This is a genomic window from Mesobacillus sp. QJM3NY_10 (genome assembly GCF_056173465.1).
In genome coordinates this window covers 4,660,470-4,686,582 of sequence record NZ_CM149675.1, presented here as the reverse complement: position 1 = coordinate 4,686,582, position 26,113 = coordinate 4,660,470, and the positions used below count along the sequence as shown (strand labels likewise).

The window sequence follows — 26,113 nt, the reverse complement described above, 5'->3', positions numbered from 1 at the left end:
TATTGATATTCAGCATTAAAAAAGCGATCACTCAGGGAGTGACCGCTGCAATTCATGGTAAAAAACATCTGGTTCGTCCACATTCAGGACAATCCGGTTCACTTTTCGTTTCAATCCATAGATAAAGTGGACATCTTGCGGCTCATATAGCAGGATTTCAAACATTGGCTTTTCCTGGATTAAATCAGGCACCCTGGCATCAAAAAGCCCTTTTTGCTCTTTTCTGCTGAATTTTTCCGGCCCGTCGTAACGTTTGATTTCCTTGATATTGCTTAAAGGCAGGTGCATCGAACTTGAAAATCCTGTCTGCAATAATAAATGGTCCTCTGTTAGCAAAAATGGAGTCAGGCGTGTGGCCTGAAGCTCGGCCAGCATGAACAGAATGCCGTATATGTTCAAAATCAGCAAAATATAAGAAACAACAGGATTCCAGCTATGCAGGAAGTAATGCAGTCCAACCGATTCAATCGCTATGGCATGAATGATCATGATGTAGACAGCATTCACACTTGTTTTTTTATGATAGGTAAAAGTCATGCCGTGATCGATCTGAACTTTCTTTTTCCAGGAGAAGAGAGAGTAATGGAACATGGAAAATTCAGTGACAAGGATTCTGGCTGCAGTATGATCTGGCAGGCTTGTTTCTACAGCTTTTCGAATGTTGAAAAGAAAAAATGAATTTCGGCTGGCCAGTGTTTTATACTCTTTAAGCAGTTTTGGAAGCCTGGTGATGACGGTGTAGGCAATATATAGTTCAACCAGCAGGAATGCGCCTTCCGAAACAATCAAGAGATAGGGCAGGAAGGGGTAATCCGATAAATGCTGCTGGGGGACGATGAAGTAGGCTGCGGCAAATCCAGCAAATATGACGATTCCCATATACTTTAGTGAATATCTTTTGCGAATGATCATGAAGTAAGTCAACAGAGGCAAAATGATTAATAGGTCAAGCAAGGAACCGATGACGGCGCCCTCAGGGACTGGTCCGAATATCGGAGTACGGTATAGAATGTAATTCGTTGCTAGAATCAAAGAGGCTAAAATTACATAAAGTAGTAATCTTGGTTTTTTCGCGACTGTATTTGTCATTATTATCCACCTCCCTTTTATTATAACTGAATTCATAGTGCCAAAGTAGTAATTTGAAGGTGTTCGACAAAACTAGTGTTAGCAAAAATATTGAGAAAATTACTCAAGAATATAGTGCCTTGAATAAACCCGATTACCACACCTTTAAAAAGGGAAACATGCAATTATGATACTTTTTAAAAGGACGGTGGATCGGTATGTATGATTGCCTTATAGTTGGAGGCGGGATTGCCGGGCTCCAGGCGGCGATTCAGCTAGGGCGATACAATCATAATGTGATGGTTTTGGATGCAGGCGATGGCCGGTCGGCGATTTGCCAGAGCTACCATAATATCCTTGGCTATCCGGATGGAGTAAGCGGACCTTACTTAAGAGAAGTTGGCCGTAAGCAGGCGGCGCAATATGGTGTTGAATTCGTGATTGGCAAGGCTGAAAGTGCCCAAAAGGTGGAGAATGGATTCGAAGTAAAGGCAGAGAGCGGCGACACATACAAGGCGAAGACCATGCTTCTGGCCACGGGCGTCATGGACAGGATTCCACCCTTTCCGGAGCTGATGCCAACGCTTGGAATCAGTGTGTATATTTGTCCGGATTGCGATGGCCATGAAGTGAAAGACAAGTATACCATCGTGATGGGATCGGGTAATCCAGGCGCGAACATGGCACTGACCCTGAACTATTTTACAGATCAACTTACGTATGTGAACCATGAAAACAAAGAAGTTGATAAGGAAAAAATGGCAGCTATGAAGGATAAGGGTATTAAGTATGTCGAGGGGCCGATTGAAAAAGTGCTGGCAGACGGGTCTGATTTCAGGGGAGTTGTACTCGCGAATGGTGAGAATTTGACTTCAGAGCGTGGCTTCATGGCCTTTGGAGGAAATGAAGTGAAGTCTCAGCTCGCACAGCAGCTTGGTGTCGACCTTCATAAGAATAAGCATGTATTAGTCGACCCGCGTACAAAAATGACAAATGTCGATAACGTCTGGGCTGCTGGTGACGTTGTTGCCCATTCCGAGCAGACGACGATCGCGATGGGAGACGGAATGCAGGCAAGCATCTGGATTCATAAGACACTTTTAGCGGATAAGGGATAGTAATAGAGGTTATTTCCGGTTAGTTGGGTTTTCATCCCCATTGGGGGCGATATAATTCCTGTTGGAAACGATATAATCCCCGTTGAGAGCGATATAATTCCCATTTGAAGCAATATGTTGGGAGCAATATAATCTCTGTTGGACAAAATGAAAGCCGCCACTCAATCTGCAGTGGCGGCTTTCTCCTATTCTAAATCGACTTTCTTCAACGGCAGTTCGGCTGGGCCTTCGATGACATCTCCTTTATAAGAGAAACGGGAGCCGTGGCACGGGCAGTCCCATGTTCGTTCGCCGTTGTTCCACTCGAGCTCGCAGCCCATATGGGTACAGGTTGTATCGACGACGTGCAGCTGGCCGTCTTCATCGCGGTAGGCGCCGGCACGCTTGCCGTTGATTGTTACAGCTGCACCCTCATCATTATCAAGCGATGTCGCCTGGGTAGATGGGCGTTCCAGCTTTCCTTTGACAAGTGTCTTGGCAATATGTGCATTTGTAGAGATGATCTTCCTAAGTTCTGGGTCAGCCTTGAACCTCTGCGGGTCAAACACCTCTGCATACGGGTTATCCTTTTTCAAAATCTGATCGCTCAACATAATCGCAGCATTGATTCCATTGGACATTCCCCATTTTCGGTATCCAGTCGCGACATAAATATTATCTGTGGCCGTTGAGTATTGGCCAACAAATGGAATTTTATCATAAGGAACAGGGTCCTGAGCCGACCATCTGAACGGAATTTCCTTTACGCCGAATGTTTGGTGGGCGAATGCCTCAAGTGCTTCATAGTATTGGTGCGTATTCGTTTTATGGCCGACTTTATGGCTGTCACCGCCAAACAGGACGATTTTTTCACCGTTCCAGTCCGTATAGCGGAGCGAGCGGGTAGGCTGCTCGGCATTAATGAACATGCCTCCTGGGAATTCTTTTTCAGTTTTGACAGCCAGCACGTAAGATCTTTCCGGGGTCATCCGTGAAAAATAAAACCCTTTTAAATCATAGAAAGGATAATGCGTGCTGACAATCATCTGTTTGCAGTGCACCTTATGACCATCGCGGGTGGTAACGACAGGCTCGGAGCCTTCCTCCATATCGACCGCAGTAGTATTTTCGAAAATTTGTCCTCCCATTTCAGTAAAACGCTCAACCAGATGCTTTAAAAATTTGAGCGGATGGAACTGGGCCTGGTTACGCATCACAATTCCAGCTTTCGCTTCCACAGGCAGGGGAACTTCAGAAACATACTCGCTGCCGTTTACTCCGAGTTTTTCGTAAGCCTTGAATTCTTTCAGGAGCTTTTCCATTTCTTTGTCGGAATTTGTGTAGATATAAGCATCCTCTTCCGAAAAATCACAGTCAATCTGCTGCTCTTTTACAAGGTTTTTGACAAATTGCACCGCATCATAGTTGGCCTGATAGTAAAGACGCGCCTTATCCTCACCATGATGGTTGATCAACTCATCATAAACCACACCGTGTTGTGCGGTCAGCTTTGCGGTTGTGTGTCCGGTCGTGCCGTTCAATATTGAACCGGCTTCAATTACGGCAACCTTAACCCCGGCCTTGGCCAGGAGATAGGCAGAGGTCAATCCAGTAATCCCGCCGCCAACAACAGCGACATCGACCCTTAAATCCTCCTGGAGCTTAGAGAATTTTGGCAGTTCCGCAGTTTTTCGCCAGTAGGGTTCAGGAAAACGTGGCAGCTTTGAAGTATAATCGTTCATCAACAATCCTCCTTAAAATTCTTCATAATAACTAATTTTTCCTTATTTAGTGAAAATCATGCTATTTTCCTTTTACCCACTAAAAATTTGGATAGACAAGTTTTAACCAAATTGAGCGGATTGGATAAGATGGTGATGTCTGCATGATAAAATGGAAGCATCAATGATTGGAGGGCCAATATGGAAATCACTGTTGTCGGGACAGGCTATGTTGGCCTTGTCACGGGAGTTTGTTTTGCTGAAGTTGGTTACAATGTGACCTGTTTTGATATAGATGAACAAAAAATCAGCACTCTTTCAAAAGGGAGATGCCCGATTTATGAACCGGGACTTGAAGAGATGCTGAAAAAGAATATCGATGAGGGAAGACTTCAATTTACATCTGACTCAAGAGCAGCCTGCACTGAGGCTGAGTATATATTCATCGCTGTCGGAACGCCTGAAGACGAGGATGGATCGGCAAATCTAGGCTATTTAGAAGCAGCGGTTGCTGATATCGGAGCCTGCTTAACCAGGAATACTGTCATTGTCATTAAAAGCACCGTACCGGTCGGGACAAATGAGCGGATTTATCAGATGCTTCAAGACAGCGTTCCGGACAATATTCAGGTGAAAGTCGTTTCAAATCCTGAATTTTTGCGGGAGGGATCTGGCATTCTTGATACGTTTCATGCAGACCGGATTGTCATTGGCACGGATGACTGTGAGGCGAGCCGCGAGGTGGCAAAGCTTTATGAACCGTTTGGCAGGCCGATTTTACAGACAAATATTCGCAGTGCGGAGCTCATTAAATATGCTTCCAATGCTTTTTTGGCGACGAAAATAAGTTTCATAAATGAGGTAGCTAATCTCTGTGAGCACACAGGCGCAAATATTGAAGATGTCGCAAAAGGAATGGGCATGGATGAGCGAATCGGCAGCCAATTTTTAAAAGCGGGAATTGGCTATGGCGGTTCTTGTTTCCCGAAGGATACAAAGGCGCTTGAAAAACTGACAGATTACTATAACTATGATTTTAAAATACTGCGTTCCGTGATTGAGGTCAACAGCAGACAGAAGCAACAGCTTTTTTTAAAAGCGAAGAAGATGTTAGGTAGCCTGCGGGGAAAGAGAGTAGCGGTGCTGGGACTGGCGTTCAAGCCTCATACTGACGACATCCGTGAGGCACCCGCAATTGAGCTGATCGCCCAGCTGCTTGAAGAACAGGCTGACATTTCGGTGTATGACCCGGCAGCCGTTGGAAAAGTCGAGGAGTTATTCGGCAGCCGGCTGTATTACGCTGACTCCGTGGATATGGCGATAAAAGGAGCGGATGTTGTCTTCATCATGACCGAGTGGCCACAAATCACTCAATATGATTTAGAACGTTACCCATTACTCATGCGCGAACCGGTTATTTTTGACGGAAGGAACTGCTATGACTTAGCCGAGGCGGAGACTTCTGGCTTAACGTACATTTCTGTTGGCAGAAGAGCTGTTAATGTAAAGAGGAATCTGGAAAACTCGGGATTTCAGGGGTGAGCCTGAAGAGACCAGGATTGAATCGTACGCATTCCATAAGGTAAAATTATCCTAAATACCTTCAATCAAGGAGGAACCAGGATGGCGAAGGTTAAAACGAACGCAATGAGGATTCTTGATACGCAGAAGGTGCCGTATGAAATCCTTACTTATGACTCGAAGGATGGCAAGATTGATGGTGTTGCCGTTGCGGGTAAAATTGGCCGCGATCCGGCACAGGTCTACAAAACGCTGGTTGTTGTAGGCGCCAGCAAGGATTTATATGTTTTTGTTATCCCAGTAGAAGCGGAGCTGGATATGAAAAAGGCTGCGAGGGAAGCTGGGGAAAAGAGTGTGGAGATGCTTCCTGTCAAGGACATCCAGAAATACACCGGCTACATCCGCGGCGGCTGTTCGCCAGTTGGCATGAAGAAGGATTATCCGACATTTTTGGATGAGAGCGCCCAGGAGCTTGAAACCATCATCGTCAGTGCAGGGAAAATCGGCTTCCAGGTCGAATTGGCACCAGACCAATTGATCAGTGCCGTTGCAGGGAAATATGCAGAACTGGTGAAAGTATAGATGTTTTTCTTAATAGGATAATGATTCTGACAGGTTTGGGTGTAAGAGCCGTAAAGCTGTCAAGAAAACCTCGGAATCGTGACAGGTTTGGGTGTAAGAGCCGTAAAGCTGTCAAGAAAACCTCGGAATCGTGACAGGTTTGGGTGTAAGAGCCGTAAAGCTGTCAAGAAAACCCAGGAATCGTGACAGGTTTGGGTGTGAAAGCCGTAAAGCTGTCAAGAAAACCTCGGAATCGTGACAGGTTTGGGTGTGAGAGCCGAAAAGCTGTCAAGAAAACGCCGGAATCGTGACAGGTTTGGGTGTGAGAGCCGAAAAGCTGTCAAGAAAACCTCAGAATCGTGACAGGTTTGAGTGTGAAAGCCGTAAAGCTGTCAAGAAAACCTTGAAATCGTGACAGGTTCGCGAGTGAAAGCGGAAAAGCTGTCACGATAAGCCCTGAATTATGACAGGTTCATGAGCAAAAGCAGAATAATTGTGCGAAGGTCTATCCTTTAAACAAAAAACAGCCTTAGCTTGAGCTCAGGCTGTTTTCCATATTACTGAACTACTCATGCTCTGCGGCATTAATTTTAATCTCCAAACTAGCGATTTGGGATTGGTATAGTTCTTCGTAATTCTTGGCAGTGTCATAAGCGACTTCTTTTTCGGAAGCATTAGGCTTCTCTTTTACGACATCGGCCTTAAGAGTTTCGTAAATTTGCAATGTGAGCAGCTTTTCGGTGAAATAGTTGCTCAGCCTGTTCTCGTACGCATCTGCAGGAAAGCCAGATACTAGCTGTGATGCCACTTCATTCTGTGCGACTTTGGCTGTGAATTCTTCAACGGTCTTGCTAACCTGAGCAGTCTCTACGCCAAGTCCTTTTTCTCTGGCAAGCAGGTACATGGTATGCTGCTCCATCATTTTTGATAGATTGACGTTGAAGTTATCATGATACTTTAACTGCTCATCCCAATAGGCCATTTTTTCCGTCAGTTCCTCGCCCTGCAGATTCTTTTCATCGACAGCGCGGTTCAATTCGATATCAACCTTGTTCATCAGCTGATAAAATTGCAGATCCTCATAGCTGAGCACCTTGCCATTGATGGTGACGACTTTGTCATCAGCCTGAAATCCGTCATTCGACGATGCCTCTGTGTCCTTCTCACTTGAGCTGTCCCCAGCCACAGCTTCTTGTTTTTGCTCACTTGAACTTCCCTCAGCCACAGGTTCTTGTTTTTCCTGCTGGCACCCTCCAAGAATCATACCGGCCACCAGCAGCACAAGTATCAGAAGTGTTTTAAGTTTCATGTTGGATCATTCCTTTTCCACTTCGAATGTAATCACATGCTCAAAAGCAGAGCCATCGGCTTCTCCTTCGATATTGGCAATCCATTCACCCGCCATCGGTAGTTCGACACTGGATTCATAGTTACCATTTCCTTTGTCCTCAAAATCAAGTTCAATTGAGCCATGGTCCATTTTCGCCATCTCAAGGAAAGCAACAAATTCCAGGCCGTCCACCGGCTCGCCATCCTTCATAATTTCAATGACAACTGGGTAGCTTTCACCAGCCTTGTACTTAGGTGCTTCCTTTAAATTGATTTCAAAATCCGAACCTGAGCTGCACCCAGCTAGAAGAAGCATCAATAATACGAAGCCTGCGAGTAATTTTTTCATTTGTAATCCGCTCCTTTTAAGTGTTCATTCAGGAATTCATCGACGGTGTATTTTGTCATTTTGCCATCTTCCAGGAATGCGACATGGCTACAGATTTGCTTGATTTCATCCATATGGTGCGATGCCATGAAAATCGTTTTACCGGATAGGGACTTCAGGATTTGCAAAATTTCCTCGCGGCCGAGCGGATCAAGTCCGCTTGTTGGCTCATCGAGGATTAGCACTTCTGTATCGTAATAGAGCATGACGCAGAGTCCGAGGCGCTGGAGCATCCCCTTGGAGTAGCCCTTCACCTGGTTATGCCGGTCTTCCCATAAAGAGACCATCTTCAGTTTCTCCTCAATCTTCTTTTCATCAATCTCCTCAGTTCCAAGCGATGCGAAAAAGCGCATATTCTCTTCACCAGTCAGATGCGGATAGAGGTGGAATTTTTCAGGGAGATAGGAAACGATTTTCTTCCAGTCTCCTTTCGAATTTGGAAAGCCTCCAAGCGTAATCGAGCCTTTTTTAACAGGCTGCAAACCGAGAATCGAACGGATCAGTGTCGACTTACCGGCACCGTTCCGTCCCACCAGAGCGCAGTATTCATTCTTTTCAATTGTCAAATTGATATCTTTCAAGACTTGCTTGTTTTTATAGGATTTTGACAGGTTCTTGATTTCAATCATGCTTTTTCCCCCTTGCTGCGGAACAGGATGGAGAGCTCGAAGAACAGGATCATCCAGAAGGCCAGGTCAATCAAGAGAAACTTCCATGGAGCCATCCAGATCATTTTTTCCATCAGTCGCGACATATTGTTCAGCGAGAATAATCCGAGCGATGTCTCTAGGAAAAAGCGTAATGTGTGCAATGGATCCAGGAAGTAGAGCCACGAAAACAGTTTGACATTTTCATAGGAAACAGAAGGAACGTATTGGATGAACGCCAGGTCGATCAGGAACACGAACAGGAACCATGTGAAAATCGTTGCGCCGATCAGCTGCATTTTCGTGTTCGTGATGTTTCCCAAAAACAGTCCGAGCTGGTTGAAAATCAACAGCAGTACGACAACTGTTACGAGAAAATAGATGAAGCTGGTTAGCTGGAATTGCAGGAACCATTTCATCGCGATGGCGAGAATGAAGTACCAGCCGACAAACACGCCGATGACGACCGTCTGGATCGCAATGGTCTTTTTCAGCAACAGGCTTCGGTTCGATTCTTTCTTTGTCAGCAGGATCATCGACGTCTTCAGCTCTTTTTCCTGGAAGATTGAAAATGAGGAAATGAAGAGAGCGAAGATTGGTACCAGGTAAATATTCATGTCGTATAGCGAGAGAAGAAAGGCGTCAAATCCGAGTTCATCTGGATATGAGCGTGCTTCCATCAACAGGAAGATGGAAGTCAGCATGACCATGGCCAGGCCGAGCCAGAGGCCTTTCCCGCGTGACTGTTCAAGCCATTCCTTCCAAATGTAGTTCATGATAAACGACTCCTTCTCTTTTTGGTAAAAATCCAACCCGCAATCGCGAGTGCCGGAATGAAGAGCAGCATCCATGGTGGAGATTCCTTTTCCTTCTCAATCAGCGGGAATTCATCCACGACCATCACTTTCTGGGTGCTTAAGACTTCATTGATTTTTTCATAGATTTTGATGGCCGGGCTTTTCAAAAATAGGTAGGCCAGTTCATTATCTTCTACCAGTTTGTAAAGGGACGATCTATATTCAACAGGAGAGTCACCAATCTGGTTTTGGTCCAGGTCGAGGACAGAAAGCTCTTTGCCCCAGTAGTTGCCCATCCCGTTTAGATTCCATTGATTATAAGATTCCGCGCCAATTGTCAGGACATTGGCAATGTTTTGCTTGAAATGGTTTTTCGTGAATACCTGGGAAGTGGACGTAGTCCATAGCTCCACACCGATGTCATTGTGGAAAAACTTGTTTCCCTCAATCTTGTTCTGCGTGGACTGCTCCAGGTAAATGCCGCGCTGGTTCAGGTAAAATTCATTGTCCAGGACGGTATTGCTGGTGCTCGTCTGGATGATGAGCCCGAAAGAGCGGGATCCCTGATTAAAGGAAAATTGATTTTCCTTCAACACGATATTCTGGGAGTGCATGATGGCCGCACCGCCAGTGTTTTTATTGAAACGGTTTCGGTAAAAAGTATTATCGTTTGAGTACATATAGTGCAGGCCGTACCGTGTTTCACTTACATAATTGTTGCGGATTTCGTTTTTATCCGCGTATTCGACATAAATGCCGTCGCGTGTTTTGGATATAGTGGAATCTTCAATAATATTATTGGACGTGCGCACAAGCTGAATGCCATTTCCCTGGCTGCCTAGCTTTCCGGTGCCTTGCCCGGTGACTTTTAGATTTTTTACGAGAGTGTACTTTGAACTATTAATATAGAGACCATGGTAAACATCGTGGATAACTAGATTAATAAACTGGTTGTGCTCTCCCATCGTGCGGATCCCCGAATATTCCTCATCGGAGCTCCTGTTCAGGCTGCCGTGTTCGATTGTTAAGTTTTTCATTGTGACATTCGAGGCTTTGACCAGGACGACATTCCCTTTTCCGTCGCCACGTATTGTTGTAGCTTTTTTGCCGATAATCGTAATTGGTTTCGTAATCTCGATATTGCCATCGTATTGCTTATTCTCTAGAATCAGTTCACCGTTTATTGGAGTTTCATCAATCAGCTGCTGCAGGGATACATCTGCCGAGACAGGCAGGGTGGATAGAATCCAGACGCCTATCCCAACAAATAACATCATTAGCCTGTTCATTTGCGGCGCTCCAGCCAGAATGGCAGAAGTGTAAGCAGGAAGCCTGCTCCAAGCAGGAATGATCCGGTTGTGAAATAACTGTGTGTCACAAAGTTCGCAAGGATGTTTTCTCCAATAATCGGCGGAACGAACGGTTCTAGCTCGATTGGTGCCTTAGGGTCAAGCTCTGTACCAAATTTCGTGAGCCAGCGATTCATGTCGTAAATGCCAAGGGCTCCGCCCACAACAAGCAGTGCTGGTGGTACATATAGCAAGCTTTTCTTTCTCACTAAAGCGACGATGATGATGATTGCCGCAAGCCCCATGATCAGGCCAGGCAGGTATTGCAGTTCTGGAAAGCTTTCATTGCTGAAAGGAGCCATGCCGATATAATGATTCAAGCCGTTTACGATGTCGATGTCTCCAGCTAGCTTGCTAGGATAAACAATGATATCCAGCCCTTCCATATATTGCGGTGCGTAAAACTTCATCCCCCACCAGGGGAATTTGATAGAGGCAAAAATCAATGCTGCAGCCCCGATGAGACTAGCCATAGAACCAGCAGATAATTTCTTTGCCATCTGAATCATCTCCTAAAAGAAATCTGCAAGCGTCATTTTTTGGCGCTGCTAAATTTCTAGACTTAAAACTTTTTAAAAAGGGAGAAAGGGTATCGGCTGAAAACTCAATACCCTTTTCCATATTCAGCTTGCCAGTTTATTTCGGTTCAACTAACATGTAGCCGCTCATTTCCTGGTGGAGCGCTGAACAGAAGTTTGTGCAGTAGATTGGGAATGTACCAGCTTTTTCAGCGGTAAATTCAATTGTGCTTGTTTGGCCAGGCTGGACTTCATAATTCAGGTCGTGGTCCATGATGCCGAAGCCGTGGGTGATATCCTGGTCAAGGTCGATATTCGTCAGGTGGATGGTGACCTTATCGCCCTGTTTGACCTTGATTTCGTCTGGACGCTCCGCTTTTGCGTCGAAGACAAACTTGGAACGCATGGCGATACCATATACATGGACTTCATTGCCTTTGCGCTCAATCCGTGTGTCTTCCTGTTTCCAAACGGAGTGCTCGCGGTTTTCATCTTTCTCGTAAATCGTGATTGTCTTGATCTTGTCACGGTGGATCGTCTGTGCGTAGTGCGGTTCAGGATCGACCGGAGCCGTGTAAGTCAGGGACATTTTATCTCCTGAGATATCGATCAGTTCCATTGATTCAGGGTGTGAAGGTCCAACTGACAGGAAATTGTCCTTCGCGATTTTGTTCAGCGACACAATCCATTTGCCATCCGGAGATGCTGTGTCACCTTCAGTTGCCGTTGAGTGTCCTGGTGAATAGTGGACAGGTGTACGGTCAAGAATTTCTCCCGTATCGATTTTCCATTTGACGATCTCGGATGAAATGAACATCGTATTGTAGGCATTGCCTCTGTCATCGAATTGAGTGTGAAGAGGTCCCAATGCTCCAGGAGGATCAACTTCACGTTCTACAACCTTGTCATAAGGCAAGACAGGAATACCGAATTTTTCAGTTTCAAAATCGCCAGCCTTGATCGCTGCAAATGCTTTTTCGAATGAGAATACAGTCATTAATGGTGCCAGCTTACCAGATGCGATGAAGCGTGTTCCGTCCGGAGTGACGTCAACGCCGTGCGGTGATTTCGCTACAGGTAATGCGTAAATCGAACCCTTGTGCTTGCGAGGGTCAATCATCTTCGCGCCATTGACTTCTTCATACTCACCAGCTGCCACTTTTTTCTCAAGCTCTTTCCAGTTCAGCAGGACGATATAGTCGCGGTCATTCTGCGATGCGTTGATTTCGTTATTCGTCGTTGCGAATTCTGTGTTGTAGGTTGTCATGACAATCCAGTCGCCAGAGACCTTTTTACCAGCGTCGGAAAGGTCATATGACCAAGGCGGAAGCATGATCTGATATGCCAGATCGAAGTCCTTTTTTTCCTGGTCGAATGTGACCATGGAAACGACGCCTTTATATTTCTCCTCGAATTCATCCAGTGGAGCGTACTCTTTTCCAATTGGAACCGAGAAACGGGTAGGCATGACAATGTATTCCGTGTTCTGTGTAACGAATGTCCCTGCGTGCGGTCCGCCCATGTTCGGCATTTCCATGATGTCTGCCGTATGGAAGGTGCTTAAGTCAACCGCCGCGATTCGGTTATTGGCTACGTCATTCGCAAACACGAATTTGCCATCATATTCGCCATTTGTCTCGGAAATGGCCGGGTGGTGGAAATCTCCCCATGTATAGCCGCCAAGCATTTCTTTCGATTTTGTGTCGAAGCCATATCCAGTGGCCGGATCAGGCGTGAACACCGGCACGGTACGAATCTTCCTCATGGAAGGCAGTCCGTAAACGAATAGCTGGCCTGAATGGCCGCCTGATGAAAGCATGTAGTACTCGTCTAGCTCGCCATAAGGAACATAGACCTTTTCAGCGTTTGACTTGTTTGCGGTGTCATTGCTTGCCGTTCCTTTAGGTCCTGTTGAAAAATCAGCAAAGAATACAGTTGCCGCCATGAAGCCGGCTAGCAGCCCGGAAGCTGCGGGAACCCATTTTTTCATTAACACTGCACCACCTTTGGTTTATTTTTCAGAAGCTTCTTTCAACACTTCTACAACTTGATTTATTTCTTCCTCCGTCAACGGGTTGCCGCCGATTACGCCGGACATGACTGCTGAGGTAGGTTCTTTAAGGAATTCTTCGATTGCTTTGCCATGCTTGCCCTCGACATTGGTGAATGCATCGGAAAGATCAGGTCCGGTTGCTCCGCCAGTAAGGTTCAAGGCTTCTACTGAGTGGCAGCCAAGGCAGCCTTTCGCTTGAAGGATGTTCTCCTCGCCAGCGGCAGTGGAAGTGGTATCAGTGGACTCTTTTTCTTCCTTGGCCGTTTCTGCAGACTTTGAAGACTCATTGACAGTCGTGACTTCTTGTTCCTGGCCGTCATTTCCAGGAATGACATCGAAGGCTATATAACCAATCCCGAGTCCAAGAAGAGCACTGATGATGAAATGGATGATAGGTTTATTCACTTTTTTCCCCCCTTGATTGTTTTCCAAGGCTCTTTTCGCTCCAAAAATAAGGCAGTCAAATCCAGCCATAAATCTGATTGAGCCTTTCACACTTACATCCTAACTTTTTGGAAAAAACGGTAGTGTGATGTACTGCACACATATTTGTGTTTATTGTGAATGATTTGTGAAAGCGCTGTGATGGGGTGTGAAGAACGTCACTTGCCCGGGAAATAGTTCTCAAAATAGACAAATTCGAAATGGTGTCTGGGCATTCACCCAGAACAAATCACCTGCATATAGTAAGGAGGAAGCGAAAACTTGCCGTTTATATGAACGGTTGGAGGGAGTGCGATTTTATGTCAGGAAAAATCCTGAACTACTTTGCAGGCGGCAACACGGCCCGCGGTTTTTACAGCTTATATGATTCCAGCTTGCAGGGCTTGTCCCGGCTATTCATATTGAAGGGCGGACCAGGAACGGGAAAATCATCGCTCATGAAAAAGATCGGCAATGAATGGCTTGAAAAAGGCTATGATGTTCAATTCCTGTATTGCTCATCAGACAATAAATCAATCGATGGTGTGTTAATTCCAAAATTGAATGCGGGGATCGTTGACGGAACTGCGCCGCACGTCATTGAACCGAAAGCACCTGGAGCGGTAGAGGAGTATGTCAATCTGGGAGAAGCGTGGAATTCCGGAAAGCTTCAGGAGCACAAGGGAACCATCCTGCAGCTTAGTGAAAAAATCAGTGAGGCATTCAATTCTGCCTACAGCCTTTTTGCCGAAGCGTTGAGAATCCATGACGAGTGGGAAAAAATCTATATCGAGAACATGGATTTTGAAAAAGCGAATGAGCTGACGAACAGATTGATTGAGAGGTTATTCGGAGACAGTACATCTACAGAAGGCAGCGGGCGGGTGTACGACCGATTCCTTGGTGCCGCCACTCCGGTTGGGGCAGTCGACTTTGTTCCAAATCTAACTGAAACAGTGGGCAAGAGGTACTTCATCAAAGGTCGTCCAGGCTCCGGAAAGTCCACCATGCTGAAAAAACTTGCTGCCGAGGCAAAGTCGCGCGGCTATGACGTTGAAGTCTATCATTGCGGATTTGATCCGCACAGCCTGGATATGGTCATTGTCCGCGAGCTCGACTTTGCGATATTCGACAGCACGGCGCCACATGAGTATTTTCCGGAAAGAGAGACAGATGAAATCATTGATATGTATTCAGAATTAATCACACCTGGTACAGATGAAAAATATGAAGCGGAAATCAAGGATGTCGGCGGAAGGTATAAAGCGAAGATGAACGAAGCGATTGCCTCACTGGCGCGGGCAAAAGAACTGCGCGACCAGCTGGAATCAATCTATATCGGAGCAATGGATTTTGCAAAGGTAGATGAAATCACCGGCCAGCTTCAAAAAGAAATCGAAAGCCTGAGTGCCAACTAGCACCGAATTGGGCGTATTGCATACATTACAAGGAAGACTTTTAGAGAGGGGATATGAGTTTGTATTATAATAACTTCTACCCATATGGACCAAATCAGCAATTTGAAGATGAATATGACTTTTACCAACAGGAAGATCTAAGGACATTCCCTGGGGGACCAGGCGGATTTCCAGGCCAGGGTGGAGGCATACCTGGTGGTGGATTTCCCGGTCAAGGCGGTGGCATTCCGGGCGGAGGATTCCCAGGGCAAGGCGGGGGAATTCCCGGAGGTGGGTATCCAGGAGGACCAGGTGGCTTTCCTGGAGGTCCAGGAGGTTCACCAGGCGGAGGCCAAGGTGGAGGACCACCATCATCACCGCCGCCAGCATACGTGCCGCAAGAACAGGCAACAGCATTTGCAGTAGACCCAGGCGGAATCAGACGTTGTATGTTCCGATACACATACGTCTGGCTGGTCGATGGCAGAAGCTTCTGGTTCTATCCAGTCTTCCTCGGCCGTAATTCGATTGCCGGCTGGAGATGGAGCCGCCGCCGCGGATGGGTTTACTACGGAATGGACCTGAGACAGATTCGATCTTTCCAGTGCTAAAAAGTAAGCTGTTTTAAATCAGGTGAGTATTTTAAAAGAGAAGCGTGTTGCTTCTCTTTTTTATTGGAAAAAATCACTGATTTTTTCCAGTTCGCGGAATTAACGTAGAAATTCGCGGAATTAATGTGAGTTTTCGCGGAATCCCACTCCATTTTCGCGGAATTCCACTCCGTTTTCGCGGAATTCCACTCCGTTTTCGCGGAATCCCCGAAATATAAAAAAACCGGCTGGCATTTCGCCACCCGGTTTTCGCTGTTTTACATCTTTTTGGCTGTATTAAGATCGATTCACGTTCATTTTGAGTATTTTCATCACTTAAAAAATGATATGCGCAACCAGTACAACGATTGGCAATGTCACAAGTGTACGCTGCAGGAAGATAATGAACAATTCCCCGAAGCTGACAGGGATTTTTGAACCCAGCAGCAGGCCGCCGACCTCAGACATATAGATGAGCTGTGTGACGGAAACAGACGCAATGATGAACCTTGTCATCGGGCTTGCAATATCAGCACCGATTACGGAAGGAAGGAACATGTCCGCAAAGCCGACGATCAATGTCTCTGATGCAGCCTTCGCTTCAGGAACCTGCATTAGTTCAAGCAGCGGAATGAACGGCATTCCTAGCCACTGAAATACTGGTGTGTATTCAGCGACAATCAGCGCCAGTGTTCCGAGCGCCATGACGATTGGCGCAACACCCATCCACATATCAAGGATATTGCGGATACCGGCAAGGAAGAAATCTTTAAAGCTCTTATTGCTGCTTGCTTTATCGACAGCCTGTGCCATACCCCAGGAGAAAGGTGTATAGCCATCAGGAATGTTCTCCTCAGTGTAGTCGTTGTTCTGCTCCACGTAATACGTATCCTGCTTCCTTGACAGAGGCGGGATTCTTGGAAGGATAATAGCCGCAACCACGCCAGCAAGTGTCACAGTTAAATAAAATGGAACAAACATATGGCCCAGACCAACCTGGGAAATGACTACGAGACTGAATGTGATGGAGACAACAGAGAATGTAGTTCCGATAACAGCGGCTTCACGTCTAGTATAATATCCTTCTTCATACTGCTTGCTTGTTAGGAGAACACCAATCGTGCCGTCACCAAGCCATGATGTGAGAGTATCGATTGAAGAACGTCCAGGCAATGTGAAAATAGGACGCATGATCTTGGCCATCAAGGTTCCGAACAATTCAAGAAGGCCGAAGTTCAGCAATAAAGGCAGGAACAATCCTGCAAAAAGAAATACAGAGAAAAGGATTGGCAAAAGATCGTTGAGCAGCAGTCCGCCTGTGTTAGGTGACCAAACTGCTTCAGGCCCTAATTGAAATAATGTCATTACCGCAAAAATTGCCCCTAAAATCCTGGCAACCAGCCAGACAGCTGGAACATCAAACAATGCCTTCAGAAAATGATTGCGGTTGAGTATTTCAGGTCTGATCGTTTTTATTAATAATGTTCCAATCAAAGTCAAAACAATGATCACAGTCATGATCGCAGGCAGTGAGCCGCCAAGTAAGTCCTGCAGCCATCCTGATAGGACAGCGATAGGTATTGTTATTTCTCCGTTATAGGAGATTGGTAACATAAAGAAAAATATTCCTATTAATGAGGGAATGATGAATGCTAATAAGTCCCCGGTGGATCTTGTTTTACGCAATGGTTTTTCCAAAATGATTTCACCCTTAAATTACATATTTATAAGCCAAAAATTATTTTAATGCATTACCCCTGTTTTGCCAACACTTTTCTCTCCCCAATTCCTTCCTGTGTTATATTCTCCTAAAGCAAGCAAGCTAAACGCCTATCAGCCCTAATTGTAAAATTCAACTTTTTTCAGCAGGATTCCTCCTATTTAGCGTGAATTCTTTATAGGACTATTACCTTATTTAATCAGGGAGAAAAAGAATGAAAGTAATTTTGGAAAAAATCAGACCAGAAAAAAAGGGAGTGCCATTTAAAATCCGGCACTCCCTTTAATATTACTTCAAATACACTCTAGTTTCATATGGCTTCAATGTGAATGACGGTCCCTGTTCTTCAACTTTGTAGTTGTTAAGCAGCAATTGGCTTGATTCAAGCGGGAATCCGTTGAATTCAAATGCTGCTGGCTCGCTGGATAGGTTGGAAAGCACAACAGCCTGCTTGTCGTCCAATGTTCTTGTATAGGCATAGATTTGTTCGTGATCTTCCAGAACTAAATCATATGTGCCATAAGTGAAAATGTTATTTGCCTTCTTCATTTCGATCATTTTTTTATAAAAATGAAGAATGGAGTCAGGGTCATTAAGTTGATTTTCGACATTGACCTCTTTGTAGTTCGGATTCATCCCGAGCCAAGGCGTGCCTGTTGTGAAGCCGGCATTGGTTGAGTCATTCCATTGCATTGGCGTACGCGAGTTGTCACGGCTTGTCGCCCAGATGAAATCCATGATTTCTTCATGTGGCACACCGTTTTCACGGCGGATTTTATAGAGGTTCTTGATTGCGACATCATCATAATCCTCAATCGAAGGGAACTGGACATTGGTCATGCCGATTTCCTGCCCCTGATAGATGAAAGGCGTGCCCTGCATTAAGAAATACATCGATGCCAGCGCAGTTGCACTTTCGCGCCAGTAATCCCTGTCATCGCCCCAAGTCGAAACGATCCGGGCTTTATCATGGTTTTCAATGAATAGCGCATTCCAACCATGTCCTTCAAGCCCTTTTTGCCAGCGGGTAAAAGTTTTCTTCAATTTTGCCAGGTCGAGTGCCTTCTTTTCAGAATCCCACAGGTCTAGGTGCTCAAACTGGAATACCATATTGAACTTGCCTTGTTCCTCGCCAACCCAGAGATCGGCTTCCTCGATGCTGACGCCATTTGCCTCGCCGACTGTCATGATGTCATATTTAGAGAAAGTCTCATTCTTCAATTCCTCGAGGAATGTCTGGATCCCATCTACATTCATATGCTTGTCAAAAGAAGAAACATACTGCACTCCTTCAGGATTAGGCATGTCTTTCAAGCCTTCTTCTTTTTTGATGTGGCTGATCGCGTCGACGCGGAAACCATCGATCCCTTTATCAAGCCACCAGTTGATCATATCGTATAACGCAGTCCGGACCTCTTTGTTTTCCCAATTCAAATCTGGCTGCTTCCGGGAGAAGATGTGAAGGAAGTACTGACCTGTCTTTTCGTCATACTCCCATGCAGACCCGCCGAAAATGCTTTCCCAGTTATTCGGCTCTGCACCGTCCTTGCCATCTCGCCAGATATACCAGTCACGTTTAGGACTGTCTTTGGATTCACGGGACTCGATGAACCATTGGTGCTCATCGCTCGAATGGTTGATGACAAGATCAATAATCAGCTTCATGCCGCGTTTATGCGTTTCAGCAAGCAGCCGGTCAAAGTCCTCCATCGTCCCAAATTCATCCATGATATCCTGATAATCACTGATATCATAACCATTATCGTCATTAGGAGATTTGTACATCGGACAAATCCAGATCACATCGATTCCTAAGTCCTTTAAGTAATCAAGTTTCGAAATCATTCCCTGTAAATCGCCGATGCCGTCGCCATTGGAATCTTTGAAGCTCCTTGGGTATACCTGATAGGCAACAGCCTCTTTCCACCATGTGTGTTTCATGTGAACCCTCATTTCTTTGTATGATCCTGATGTATCCCGTTATTTTACATTAGTCATTTTGCGCTGTCCAAGACTTACTTATGAATGTGACTGCATGATTTTCGTTCAATCATCCTTGCCGGGATTGTGATTCTTTTCGGCAATGTATCCGGATTTTTGATGATTTCTATTAAACAGTTAGCCGCTTCGAAACCTAACTGGAAAATGTCGATATTAACAGAAGTCAGTTGTGGCTTCATATGCTCCGCAAGCGGTACATCATTGAAGCTGACAATAGAGATCTCTTCAGGCACCTTGATATTCAGTTCCTCGGAATAACTCATAAGCTCGATGGCGGTAAAATCATCTGCCACTACCAGGGCAGTGGGCGGCTCATGGGCGGATAGGAACCTCGTGATGCCTTCTTTTCCTTCAGATTTTAAGCATTGCTCATGGATAATATATTTTTCGTCATATGGAAGGTCAGCTTCCCGGAGGGCTTGTTTATAACCTTCTAGCCGGTCAATTGTAAAAACTTGCTCTAAATTAACACCGATAAATGCAATTTTTCGATGTCCCAGCTTGATCAAATAATCAGTAACCTGTTTGGTAATATAAATATTGTCATTATCGACATACGTGATCCGCTCAGCGTTCATGCTCGGGCGGCCTATGACAGTAAACGGAAACTTATGCTCCAGCAAGTAGTTCATAATTTTGTCATCCGTTTTCGAATACAAAAGGATAATGCCGTCAACTCTACGGCCCTGCACCATCGAAATGACCTGCTGGAAAATCTCCTCATCCGTGATGCCAGTCGTTAAATAAACCCCGAATTGATGTTCATGGGCTTTCATGCTGATTCCCCTGATAACCTCGGGGAAAAACGGATTTTGCAATGCCTGGGTAGCCGAATTTGGCATAACGATACCGATTGTCTCAGTACTCCTTACCACCAGGCTTCTTGCCTGGAAGTTCGGGTGGTATCCCAGTTCCTTCATCAACTTCCGTACACGCTTCTTCGTTCCTTCATTGATATGAGGGTGATCTTTTATTACCCTTGAAACGGTTGAAGGTGACACACCGGCTGCCTTCGCTACATCTTTGATTGTGACTGCCATTGGTCGTCTCTCCTATAGTTCGATTATTTTACCGAGCCTTCTGAAACTCCCTTGATGATTTGCTTTTGGAGGAAGAAGTAAATAATGATGACTGGAATGATTGCGATCGTCAGTCCTGCCAGTGCAAGATGCCATTGTTTAGTATATTCCCCAAAGAAGAAGAACATCTTAAGCGGAATTGTTTCCATTCCTTGCTGATTGATGACGAGGGATGGAAGCAGGTAGTCATTCCAGATCCAGATGATGTTCAGGATTGCCACTGTAACGGACACCGGTTTTAGCATTGGGAATATGATATGCCAGAAAATCTGGAATCGGTTCGCGCCATCGATCGTTGCCGCTTCATCAAGCGATTTCGGGATTCCGCTCAATGTTCCGTGGTAAAGGAAGATCGACAAGCTTGCCCCAAAACCAAGGTACATGAAAATCAGTCCGCCCCTGTTCAACATTTCAAGCTTACCAAAAATGGTCACCAGCGGAATCATAACGGACTGGAAAGGGATGAGCATTGCCGCTACAAATAGCATGAAAATGATGCCGCTCGTTTTGCCTCCACGCCTTGATAGGGCATAGGCAGCCATTGATGAAAAAATGATGATGACGGCCACAGCCAATACTGTGATCAATACAGAGTTAAAGAAGGTTTTAATAAAATCTAAACGTTCGAAAGCAACTGTGTAATTCTCAAATGAAAAAACATCCGGCAGCTTTAACGTATCCTCAAACATTTCTCGCTTCGTCTTGAAAGAGTTAACAATCATCAAGTAAAACGGGGAAAGCCAGATCAGGGCAAGGATGATGCCGAGAATTTCCAGAATGATTCTGCTCTGCTTTTTCTTCTTCATTACATCTCGACCTCCCGCTTTTTATTGATGTAAACCTGTGTAAGCGAAATAACCGCAACAATCAGGAAGAAAATGACCGCCTTTGCCTGTGCGAAAGCCATCGCATTTTCGACAAATGCCGTTTTAAATATTTCCATTGCAACCATCTGTGTCGAATTGTATGGTCCGCCGCCAGTGAGCGACAGGTTTTGGTCGTAAAGCTTGAACGAGTTTGAAAGTGTCAGGAATAAGCTGACAGTGAATGCAGGCATGACCAGCGGGAAGGTGACGTGATAAAAACGCTGGAAGCTGTTCGCTCCGTCAATTTCTGCTGCTTCAAGCAATTCCTGCGGTACTCCTTCAAGGAATGAAATATAGATGACCATGATGTAACCAGCCATCTGCCAGCTCATCAGAATCGCCATTGCCCAGAAGCCGGTTGTTTCAGTAGACAGCCATCCCTCTAAAGCTTCGACACCGATCAGTTCACCGACGCTCGTGAATACCTTTGTGAAAATGAATTGCCAGATGAAACCTAAGATCAGTCCGCCGATCAGGTTCGGCATGAAGAAAATCGTTCTCAGGATATTATTCGTTCTGAATTTTTGCGTGACAAGCAATGCAAGTGAAAGACCGAAGAAATTGATCAGGAACACAGAAACAACAGTGAACTTTGTTGTGAACCACAGTGCATCTCTGAATTCTTCTTCAGCAAAAAGCGCTTTATAATGTTCAAAGCCTACAAATGAAGGTGTCTTAATCCCGTTCCAGTCAGTAAATGAGTAGTACACACCGAATGCAAGCGGCAAAATGACCACAACAGCAAGAGCGAGTAAGGCTGGAGCCAGGAATAGCCAATACCAGAGGTTCCGGTTTCGCATCTGTAAATCCTCCTATCTTTGTGATATCAGGGGAAGTTAATCTATTTCGTTTCAAAATCAGAAGTATGTAGTCTGCTGATTTTCACGAGTACTCTTGTTTCATCCAATGAGCCTAAGAGAAAACAGCTTCACGGAAAAAAGATAGGAAACAAAACAGCCGCAGCTGTTCTGTTTCCTTCTTTAGTTAATACTTATTACTTACGAACCTCTGCCCAAGCTTTGGAAGACTCTTCTACTAATTCGTCCCAAGTCATTTCGCCGCTCACATATTTCTGAATGTTAATTCCAAGCTTTTCTTGTCCCCATCCAGTTGGGTAACCCATGAATGTCCAAGCCAGTGTTTTGCCAGCTGAAGAGTATTCATAGATTTCTTTTGCAAGTGGATCAGAGATCTTGCTAGCGTCGTATCCTTCATAAGCAGGAATGAATTTGAAATCTTCGATTACTGCTGTTTTACCTTCTTCAGAAGTATATAACCAGTCTAAGAATTCCTTAGCTGCTGCTACTTCTTTTTCGTCCTTGTTGCTGTTTACAGCCCAGTACATTGGCACGCCAACCGGGATTGAATCTTCTTTGTAGCCTTCAACCGGGATAGGAAGGATTCCTACGCCGCTGTTAGCAAGCTCTTCGTCGATTCCAGCGATTGAACCTGATACCCAGTTACCTTGCTGGATGATTGCTGCTTTGCCAGTAGAGAACAATTCTTCAACCTGCTTAGCATAGTCAAGGCTTACAGTAGGCTGGTCAGAGTATTTGTTCTGCAGGTCAAGAATCTTCTTGAATGCATCACCGTGTTCAAATGTTACTTCCTTAGATTCGAATGCGTTGATTACGTTCTGGTCGAATTCAGGAGCAAGGAACACGTTTGAAAGGTGAAGTCCAGTTACCCAAGTTTCTTTAGCAGGAAGAGCAAATACAGATGTAAGACCAAGGTCCTTCTTCTTGCTGTCTAGCGTCTTAACAGCTTCTTCTAATGCGCTGTAGCTAGTGATGCTCTTTGGATCGATACCTGCTTTTTCAAAAATAGCTTTGTTATAGATGAAGCCATAGCCTTCCTGGTTGTATGGAAGTCCAAGTACTTTGTCGTCTTTTGTTACGCCTTCAAGAGTACCGCTAAGAGCTGCTTTTGCAGCTGCTGTGTCAGAAAGGTCAGCAAGTTTGTCTTCCCAGTCTGCAACGTCCTGCGGTCCGCCTACATTATAAATAGTAGGTTCATTGCCAGAAGCGAACTTGGATTTCAATGCAGCACCGTAATCTTCGCCACCGCCGACTGTTGTGATATTGATGTCAACATCTTTGTTTGCTTCTTCATAAGCATTTGCAATGTCTTCGAACTGATCCTTGAATTCAACCTTGAATTGGAAAATGTCAACGGTTACTTTCTCGCCGTCTTTACCACCTTCGCCAGAAGTCTTGTCATCACTTGATGAACAGCCTGCAAGACCTCCGCCAATCAAAAGTCCAAGAGAAAGAACTGCTGGAAATAGCTTTTTTGCTTTCATTGTTGAGATACCCCCACATATTTATATTTTTTGCATGCAACCACATGCGTTCCGAAAGCGTTTGCATATTTTTGCATAAAACATGAGATGATATTGATTTTACACAACACCTTTAAAACGCTTACATATATGGGACATGAATAGAGAAAACCCTGATATAACTGAGGTTATGTACTTTTCTCCCTTAATGTCACCTTGATATGCAAACGATTGCAGCTTCGGATTCATAATAGCATATGAGTTTTAGAATGACAATATGAAAGTTTTTAAGATATTTAAATTTATAGATTATTAGTTCAGTCCTGAATGTAGGAATAATTCTTGGTCATAATAATTGAAAAATTAGTATATACACGTATTATTTGCTGTCGAGAGTTTGAAGGTCTATCATGATTGTTAATACTGAAAAATAATGACTGAAGGTGAAGAAATGATTAAGTGCATAGCGACAGATATGGATGGGACTTTATTGACTGCCACCCAGCAGATAACTGCGGAGAATCGCGAAGCGATTTTAAAAGCAAAGGAAAAAGGAGTCGAAGTCGTGGTCGCAACAGGGCGTTCCTTCCAGGAAGCAAGATTCGTTCTCGAGGAATCGGGCCTTAAGCTCCCGATGATTTGTGTGAATGGAGCCGAGGTTCGTTCGGAGGATGGGGAAATTGTTGCCTCAAGTCCATTGGACAAGGCTTTAGCCCGCCAGGCAGCACTAAGGCTTGTGGAAAGCGGCGTTTATTTCGAGGTTTACACCAACAAGGGTACCTTTACTGAAGATGAGGATATGGCGATCACGATTATCGTTGATATTTTCTCAACCGCCAATCCTGAAGTGCCAATCGAAAAAATCGCTGAGGCTGCTGAGGAGAGAATGCATAAAGGACTAATTACGAAGATTGACCATTATGACGAATTATTCGAGGACGACCAATATGAGATTTACAAGCTGCTGGCTTTTTCGCTAGATGATGACAAGCTAGAGGCTGCAAAGGATGGCCTGAAGGAAATTTCAGGGCTTGCGGTCAGTTCATCCGGGCGTGAGAACATTGAAATCACAAGCCTCGACGCTCAAAAGGGAGTTGCCCTGGAAAAATTCGTAGCTTCAAGAGGAATCAGCCTGGAGGAAACGATGGCGCTTGGTGACAATTTCAATGATGTGTCGATGCTTAAAAAAGTCGGCAAACCTGTAGCGATGGGCAATGCAGCTCAGGAAATCAAAGAACTATGCGGCGAAGTAACATTGACGAATGAAGAAAGCGGCGTCGGAAAAGCGATTATGAAGGTGCTGGACATCTGATTTTTGAGTGGATTTTGTCATCTGATTTTTAGTGGATTTGGACTTCTGATTTTAGAATGGACTATATATAGGAAAGGACGTTGTCATGAAAAGATTCTCGTATGTGTTGCTAGCAATGCTGATGGTGATGGCAGGCTGTTCAACCGCCGGTGACGAAACGAAGCCTGCAGGTGAAGTGAATCAAAAACCAGAAGACAAAGAAGCGGTTGCCCAGGCCGACCAGCTTGAGGTGATCGCAGAAAATCTGGAAGTCCCGTGGTCCATCAATAAAAGCGGTGAGACATTTTACTTGAGCGAACGCCCGGGTTCGATTGTAAAAGTGGAGCGCGGCAGCACAGAGCGACAGAAGGTTTCTTTTAAAAAGGAATTATCCCAGGCAGCAGAAGCTGGATTTCTTGGCTTTGTGCTCGCTCCTGACTTCGAACAGTCCAATAAGGCATTTGCCTATTACACATATGAGAATGGCACCGGGCAGTTCAATCGGATTGTCGAACTGACTTTGAACAATGGTGAATGGGTGGAAGGCAAGCTGCTGCTCGATAACATCCCGAGCGGACGCTTCCATCACGGTGGCAGGCTGAAAATCGGGCCAGACGGTAAGCTTTACGCAACGGCAGGTGATGCAGCAACCAATCCAGAGATCGCCCAGGATCTTGGTTCGCTTGGCGGCAAAATCCTCCGTCTGAATCTTGATGGCTCGGTTCCAGCAGATAATCCATTTGCAGGTTCCTACGTATACAGCTATGGACACCGCAATCCGCAGGGATTGGCCTGGTCGAAGGATGGAACGCTCTATGCCAGTGAACACGGACCCTCCGCACAGGATGAAATCAATCTGATTCAGGCCGGGAAGAACTACGGTTGGCCGGAGATAACTGGTGACGACACGAAGCAGGGCATGGAAGCGCCTATTTTTCACTCTGGAAGCGATACATGGGCACCATCAGGAATGGCAGCGCATGAAGGAAAGTTATTTGTCGCTACATTGAGAGGCAACGCGCTGCGCGAATTCGACCCTGCAGCGAACACCACAAGAGAAGTTGTCACTGGAATAGGCCGGATTCGCGATGTAATCGTGGAAGGTGATGATCTGTATTTCATCAGCAACAATACCGACGGCCGCGGCACCCCGAGCGAAGGTGACGACAAGCTTTATCGCGTAAAACTGCAGGATTTACGATAAAAATGGTGGAGGAGTACCTGAAATGGTACTCCTTTTCTTGTTTTGGAGGTCCAAAAGAGGATGACTTATATAGTTATTGGCGATAATTTAATTTTATTGGCGGAGTTCACAATTTTATTGGCGGAGTTCACAGTTTTATTGGCGAAAATTTGATTTTATTGGCGATTTTCACAAATTTATTGGCGAACTGGAAATTATCCACGATTTTTTCC

General features: G+C 45.2%; 23 protein-coding genes. 7 read left to right on the top strand and 16 right to left on the bottom strand.

All coding sequences use genetic code 11. From position 1 onward, the window contains the following. Nucleotides 1-27: 27 nt before the first annotated feature. Complete coding sequence (locus AC0VX7_RS23390; protein WP_475426145.1) at nt 28-1,089, bottom strand: hypothetical protein; 1,062 nt, start codon at nt 1,087-1,089, stop codon at nt 28-30. Nucleotides 1,090-1,286: 197 nt separating this feature from the next. Between AC0VX7_RS23390 and AC0VX7_RS23385 the strand changes: the two genes are divergently transcribed. After that, entirely contained in the window at nt 1,287-2,186 is a 900-nt protein-coding gene (locus tag AC0VX7_RS23385) for an NAD(P)/FAD-dependent oxidoreductase (RefSeq protein ID WP_475426144.1), read from the top strand. A 185-nt stretch (nt 2,187-2,371) separates the two neighbouring features. Here the strand turns inward: AC0VX7_RS23385 and AC0VX7_RS23380 are convergent, their stop codons facing one another. After that, nucleotides 2,372-3,907, bottom strand: a complete 1,536-nt coding sequence (locus AC0VX7_RS23380; protein WP_475426143.1) for an FAD-dependent oxidoreductase — start codon at nt 3,905-3,907, stop codon at nt 2,372-2,374. Between the two features lie 180 nt (nt 3,908-4,087). On the opposite strand from AC0VX7_RS23380, the gene AC0VX7_RS23375 reads away from it, so the two are divergent. Both AC0VX7_RS23375 and ybaK read left to right on the top strand, forming a co-directional pair. Next, the gene (locus AC0VX7_RS23375; protein ID WP_475426142.1) at nt 4,088-5,428 is read left to right on the top strand and encodes a UDP-glucose dehydrogenase family protein; all 1,341 of its coding nucleotides are present in this window, start codon (nt 4,088-4,090) and stop codon (nt 5,426-5,428) included. 81 nt (nt 5,429-5,509) lie between these two features. Further along, complete coding sequence (gene ybaK, locus AC0VX7_RS23370) at nt 5,510-5,989, top strand: Cys-tRNA(Pro) deacylase (RefSeq protein ID WP_475426141.1); 480 nt, start codon at nt 5,510-5,512, stop codon at nt 5,987-5,989. 544 nt (nt 5,990-6,533) lie between these two features. On the opposite strand, the gene AC0VX7_RS23365 is transcribed toward ybaK, so the two are convergent. From AC0VX7_RS23365 to AC0VX7_RS23330, 8 genes are all read right to left on the bottom strand, one after another. Next, nucleotides 6,534-7,277: a hypothetical protein gene (locus AC0VX7_RS23365; protein ID WP_475426140.1), complete on the bottom strand. Its 744-nt coding sequence runs from the start codon at nt 7,275-7,277 to the stop codon at nt 6,534-6,536. A gap of 6 nt (nt 7,278-7,283) precedes the next feature. Beyond that, the gene (locus AC0VX7_RS23360; RefSeq protein WP_475426139.1) at nt 7,284-7,646 is read right to left on the bottom strand and encodes a FixH family protein; all 363 of its coding nucleotides are present in this window, start codon (nt 7,644-7,646) and stop codon (nt 7,284-7,286) included. Next, on the bottom strand, nt 7,643-8,314 hold the full coding sequence (locus tag AC0VX7_RS23355; RefSeq protein ID WP_475426138.1) for an ABC transporter ATP-binding protein: 672 nt from the start codon (nt 8,312-8,314) through the stop codon (nt 7,643-7,645). Before AC0VX7_RS23355 ends, AC0VX7_RS23360 begins: the two co-directional genes overlap by 4 nt. Further along, nucleotides 8,311-9,108: an ABC transporter permease subunit gene (locus AC0VX7_RS23350; RefSeq protein ID WP_475426137.1), complete on the bottom strand. Its 798-nt coding sequence runs from the start codon at nt 9,106-9,108 to the stop codon at nt 8,311-8,313. The genes AC0VX7_RS23355 and AC0VX7_RS23350 overlap by 4 nt, the downstream gene beginning before the upstream one ends. After that, the gene (nosD, locus tag AC0VX7_RS23345) at nt 9,105-10,418 is read right to left on the bottom strand and encodes a nitrous oxide reductase family maturation protein NosD (protein ID WP_475426136.1); all 1,314 of its coding nucleotides are present in this window, start codon (nt 10,416-10,418) and stop codon (nt 9,105-9,107) included. Before nosD ends, AC0VX7_RS23350 begins: the two co-directional genes overlap by 4 nt. After that, nucleotides 10,415-10,978, bottom strand: a complete 564-nt coding sequence (locus AC0VX7_RS23340) for a hypothetical protein (RefSeq protein WP_475426135.1) — start codon at nt 10,976-10,978, stop codon at nt 10,415-10,417. Before AC0VX7_RS23340 ends, nosD begins: the two co-directional genes overlap by 4 nt. 136 nt (nt 10,979-11,114) lie before the next feature. Continuing rightward, nucleotides 11,115-12,986, bottom strand: coding sequence for a Sec-dependent nitrous-oxide reductase (gene nosZ / locus AC0VX7_RS23335; protein ID WP_475426134.1), 1,872 nt, complete (start codon nt 12,984-12,986; stop codon nt 11,115-11,117). Between the two features lie 21 nt (nt 12,987-13,007). Next, nucleotides 13,008-13,454, bottom strand: a complete 447-nt coding sequence (locus AC0VX7_RS23330; protein WP_475426133.1) for a c-type cytochrome — start codon at nt 13,452-13,454, stop codon at nt 13,008-13,010. Between the two features lie 338 nt (nt 13,455-13,792). On the opposite strand from AC0VX7_RS23330, the gene AC0VX7_RS23325 reads away from it, so the two are divergent. Then, nucleotides 13,793-14,890: a PRK06851 family protein gene (locus AC0VX7_RS23325; RefSeq protein WP_475426132.1), complete on the top strand. Its 1,098-nt coding sequence runs from the start codon at nt 13,793-13,795 to the stop codon at nt 14,888-14,890. A 59-nt stretch (nt 14,891-14,949) separates the two neighbouring features. Then, nucleotides 14,950-15,480 (top strand): hypothetical protein, encoded by a 531-nt coding sequence (locus AC0VX7_RS23320; RefSeq protein WP_475426131.1) that lies wholly within the window; start codon nt 14,950-14,952, stop codon nt 15,478-15,480. Nucleotides 15,481-15,795: 315 nt separating this feature from the next. Here AC0VX7_RS23320 and AC0VX7_RS23315 read toward each other — a convergent pair whose 3' ends face one another. The 6 genes from AC0VX7_RS23315 to AC0VX7_RS23290 form a co-directional block, all read right to left on the bottom strand. Further along, a complete protein-coding gene (locus tag AC0VX7_RS23315; RefSeq protein WP_475426130.1) occupies nt 15,796-17,157 on the bottom strand; it encodes a YjiH family protein in 1,362 nt (453 codons plus the stop codon). A gap of 310 nt (nt 17,158-17,467) precedes the next feature. Further along, nucleotides 17,468-19,120 carry a glycoside hydrolase family 13 protein gene (locus AC0VX7_RS23310; RefSeq protein ID WP_475426129.1) on the bottom strand — a complete coding sequence of 551 codons (1,653 nt, stop codon included), beginning with the start codon at nt 19,118-19,120 and terminating at the stop codon, nt 17,468-17,470. 74 nt (nt 19,121-19,194) lie between these two features. Then, complete coding sequence (locus AC0VX7_RS23305) at nt 19,195-20,220, bottom strand: LacI family DNA-binding transcriptional regulator (RefSeq protein ID WP_475426128.1); 1,026 nt, start codon at nt 20,218-20,220, stop codon at nt 19,195-19,197. Between the two features lie 23 nt (nt 20,221-20,243). After that, nucleotides 20,244-21,065: a carbohydrate ABC transporter permease gene (locus tag AC0VX7_RS23300; RefSeq protein ID WP_475426127.1), complete on the bottom strand. Its 822-nt coding sequence runs from the start codon at nt 21,063-21,065 to the stop codon at nt 20,244-20,246. Next, complete coding sequence (locus AC0VX7_RS23295) at nt 21,065-21,925, bottom strand: carbohydrate ABC transporter permease (RefSeq protein WP_475426126.1); 861 nt, start codon at nt 21,923-21,925, stop codon at nt 21,065-21,067. Before AC0VX7_RS23295 ends, AC0VX7_RS23300 begins: the two co-directional genes overlap by 1 nt. Before the next feature lie 194 nt (nt 21,926-22,119). Next, the gene (locus AC0VX7_RS23290; protein WP_475426125.1) at nt 22,120-23,427 is read right to left on the bottom strand and encodes an ABC transporter substrate-binding protein; all 1,308 of its coding nucleotides are present in this window, start codon (nt 23,425-23,427) and stop codon (nt 22,120-22,122) included. 430 nt (nt 23,428-23,857) lie between these two features. Here AC0VX7_RS23290 and AC0VX7_RS23285 point away from each other — a divergent pair, with 430 nt between their 5' ends. After that, nucleotides 23,858-24,718, top strand: coding sequence for a Cof-type HAD-IIB family hydrolase (locus AC0VX7_RS23285; RefSeq protein ID WP_475426124.1), 861 nt, complete (start codon nt 23,858-23,860; stop codon nt 24,716-24,718). A gap of 85 nt (nt 24,719-24,803) precedes the next feature. After that, nucleotides 24,804-25,901 carry a PQQ-dependent sugar dehydrogenase gene (locus AC0VX7_RS23280; protein WP_475426123.1) on the top strand — a complete coding sequence of 366 codons (1,098 nt, stop codon included), beginning with the start codon at nt 24,804-24,806 and terminating at the stop codon, nt 25,899-25,901. Nucleotides 25,902-26,113: the final 212 nt, after the last annotated feature.

What these genes read in the sequence shown, in the direction of transcription:
- AC0VX7_RS23390 (WP_475426145.1), bottom strand. Translation starts at nt 1,089, where the DNA reads ATGACAAATACAGTCGCGAAAAAACCAAGATTACTACTTTATGTAATT.
- AC0VX7_RS23385 (WP_475426144.1), top strand. Translation starts at nt 1,287, where the DNA reads ATGTATGATTGCCTTATAGTTGGAGGCGGGATTGCCGGGCTCCAGGCG.
- AC0VX7_RS23380 (WP_475426143.1), bottom strand. Translation starts at nt 3,907, where the DNA reads ATGAACGATTATACTTCAAAGCTGCCACGTTTTCCTGAACCCTACTGG.
- AC0VX7_RS23375 (WP_475426142.1), top strand. Translation starts at nt 4,088, where the DNA reads ATGGAAATCACTGTTGTCGGGACAGGCTATGTTGGCCTTGTCACGGGA.
- ybaK (WP_475426141.1), top strand. Translation starts at nt 5,510, where the DNA reads ATGGCGAAGGTTAAAACGAACGCAATGAGGATTCTTGATACGCAGAAG.
- AC0VX7_RS23365 (WP_475426140.1), bottom strand. Translation starts at nt 7,277, where the DNA reads ATGAAACTTAAAACACTTCTGATACTTGTGCTGCTGGTGGCCGGTATG.
- AC0VX7_RS23360 (WP_475426139.1), bottom strand. Translation starts at nt 7,646, where the DNA reads ATGAAAAAATTACTCGCAGGCTTCGTATTATTGATGCTTCTTCTAGCT.
- AC0VX7_RS23355 (WP_475426138.1), bottom strand. Translation starts at nt 8,314, where the DNA reads ATGATTGAAATCAAGAACCTGTCAAAATCCTATAAAAACAAGCAAGTC.
- AC0VX7_RS23350 (WP_475426137.1), bottom strand. Translation starts at nt 9,108, where the DNA reads ATGAACTACATTTGGAAGGAATGGCTTGAACAGTCACGCGGGAAAGGC.
- nosD (WP_475426136.1), bottom strand. Translation starts at nt 10,418, where the DNA reads ATGAACAGGCTAATGATGTTATTTGTTGGGATAGGCGTCTGGATTCTA.
- AC0VX7_RS23340 (WP_475426135.1), bottom strand. Translation starts at nt 10,978, where the DNA reads ATGGCAAAGAAATTATCTGCTGGTTCTATGGCTAGTCTCATCGGGGCT.
- nosZ (WP_475426134.1), bottom strand. Translation starts at nt 12,986, where the DNA reads ATGAAAAAATGGGTTCCCGCAGCTTCCGGGCTGCTAGCCGGCTTCATG.
- AC0VX7_RS23325 (WP_475426132.1), top strand. Translation starts at nt 13,793, where the DNA reads ATGTCAGGAAAAATCCTGAACTACTTTGCAGGCGGCAACACGGCCCGC.
- AC0VX7_RS23310 (WP_475426129.1), bottom strand. Translation starts at nt 19,120, where the DNA reads ATGAAACACACATGGTGGAAAGAGGCTGTTGCCTATCAGGTATACCCA.
- AC0VX7_RS23305 (WP_475426128.1), bottom strand. Translation starts at nt 20,220, where the DNA reads ATGGCAGTCACAATCAAAGATGTAGCGAAGGCAGCCGGTGTGTCACCT.
- AC0VX7_RS23300 (WP_475426127.1), bottom strand. Translation starts at nt 21,065, where the DNA reads ATGAAGAAGAAAAAGCAGAGCAGAATCATTCTGGAAATTCTCGGCATC.
- AC0VX7_RS23295 (WP_475426126.1), bottom strand. Translation starts at nt 21,925, where the DNA reads ATGCGAAACCGGAACCTCTGGTATTGGCTATTCCTGGCTCCAGCCTTA.
- AC0VX7_RS23290 (WP_475426125.1), bottom strand. Translation starts at nt 23,427, where the DNA reads ATGAAAGCAAAAAAGCTATTTCCAGCAGTTCTTTCTCTTGGACTTTTG.
- AC0VX7_RS23285 (WP_475426124.1), top strand. Translation starts at nt 23,858, where the DNA reads ATGATTAAGTGCATAGCGACAGATATGGATGGGACTTTATTGACTGCC.
- AC0VX7_RS23280 (WP_475426123.1), top strand. Translation starts at nt 24,804, where the DNA reads ATGAAAAGATTCTCGTATGTGTTGCTAGCAATGCTGATGGTGATGGCA.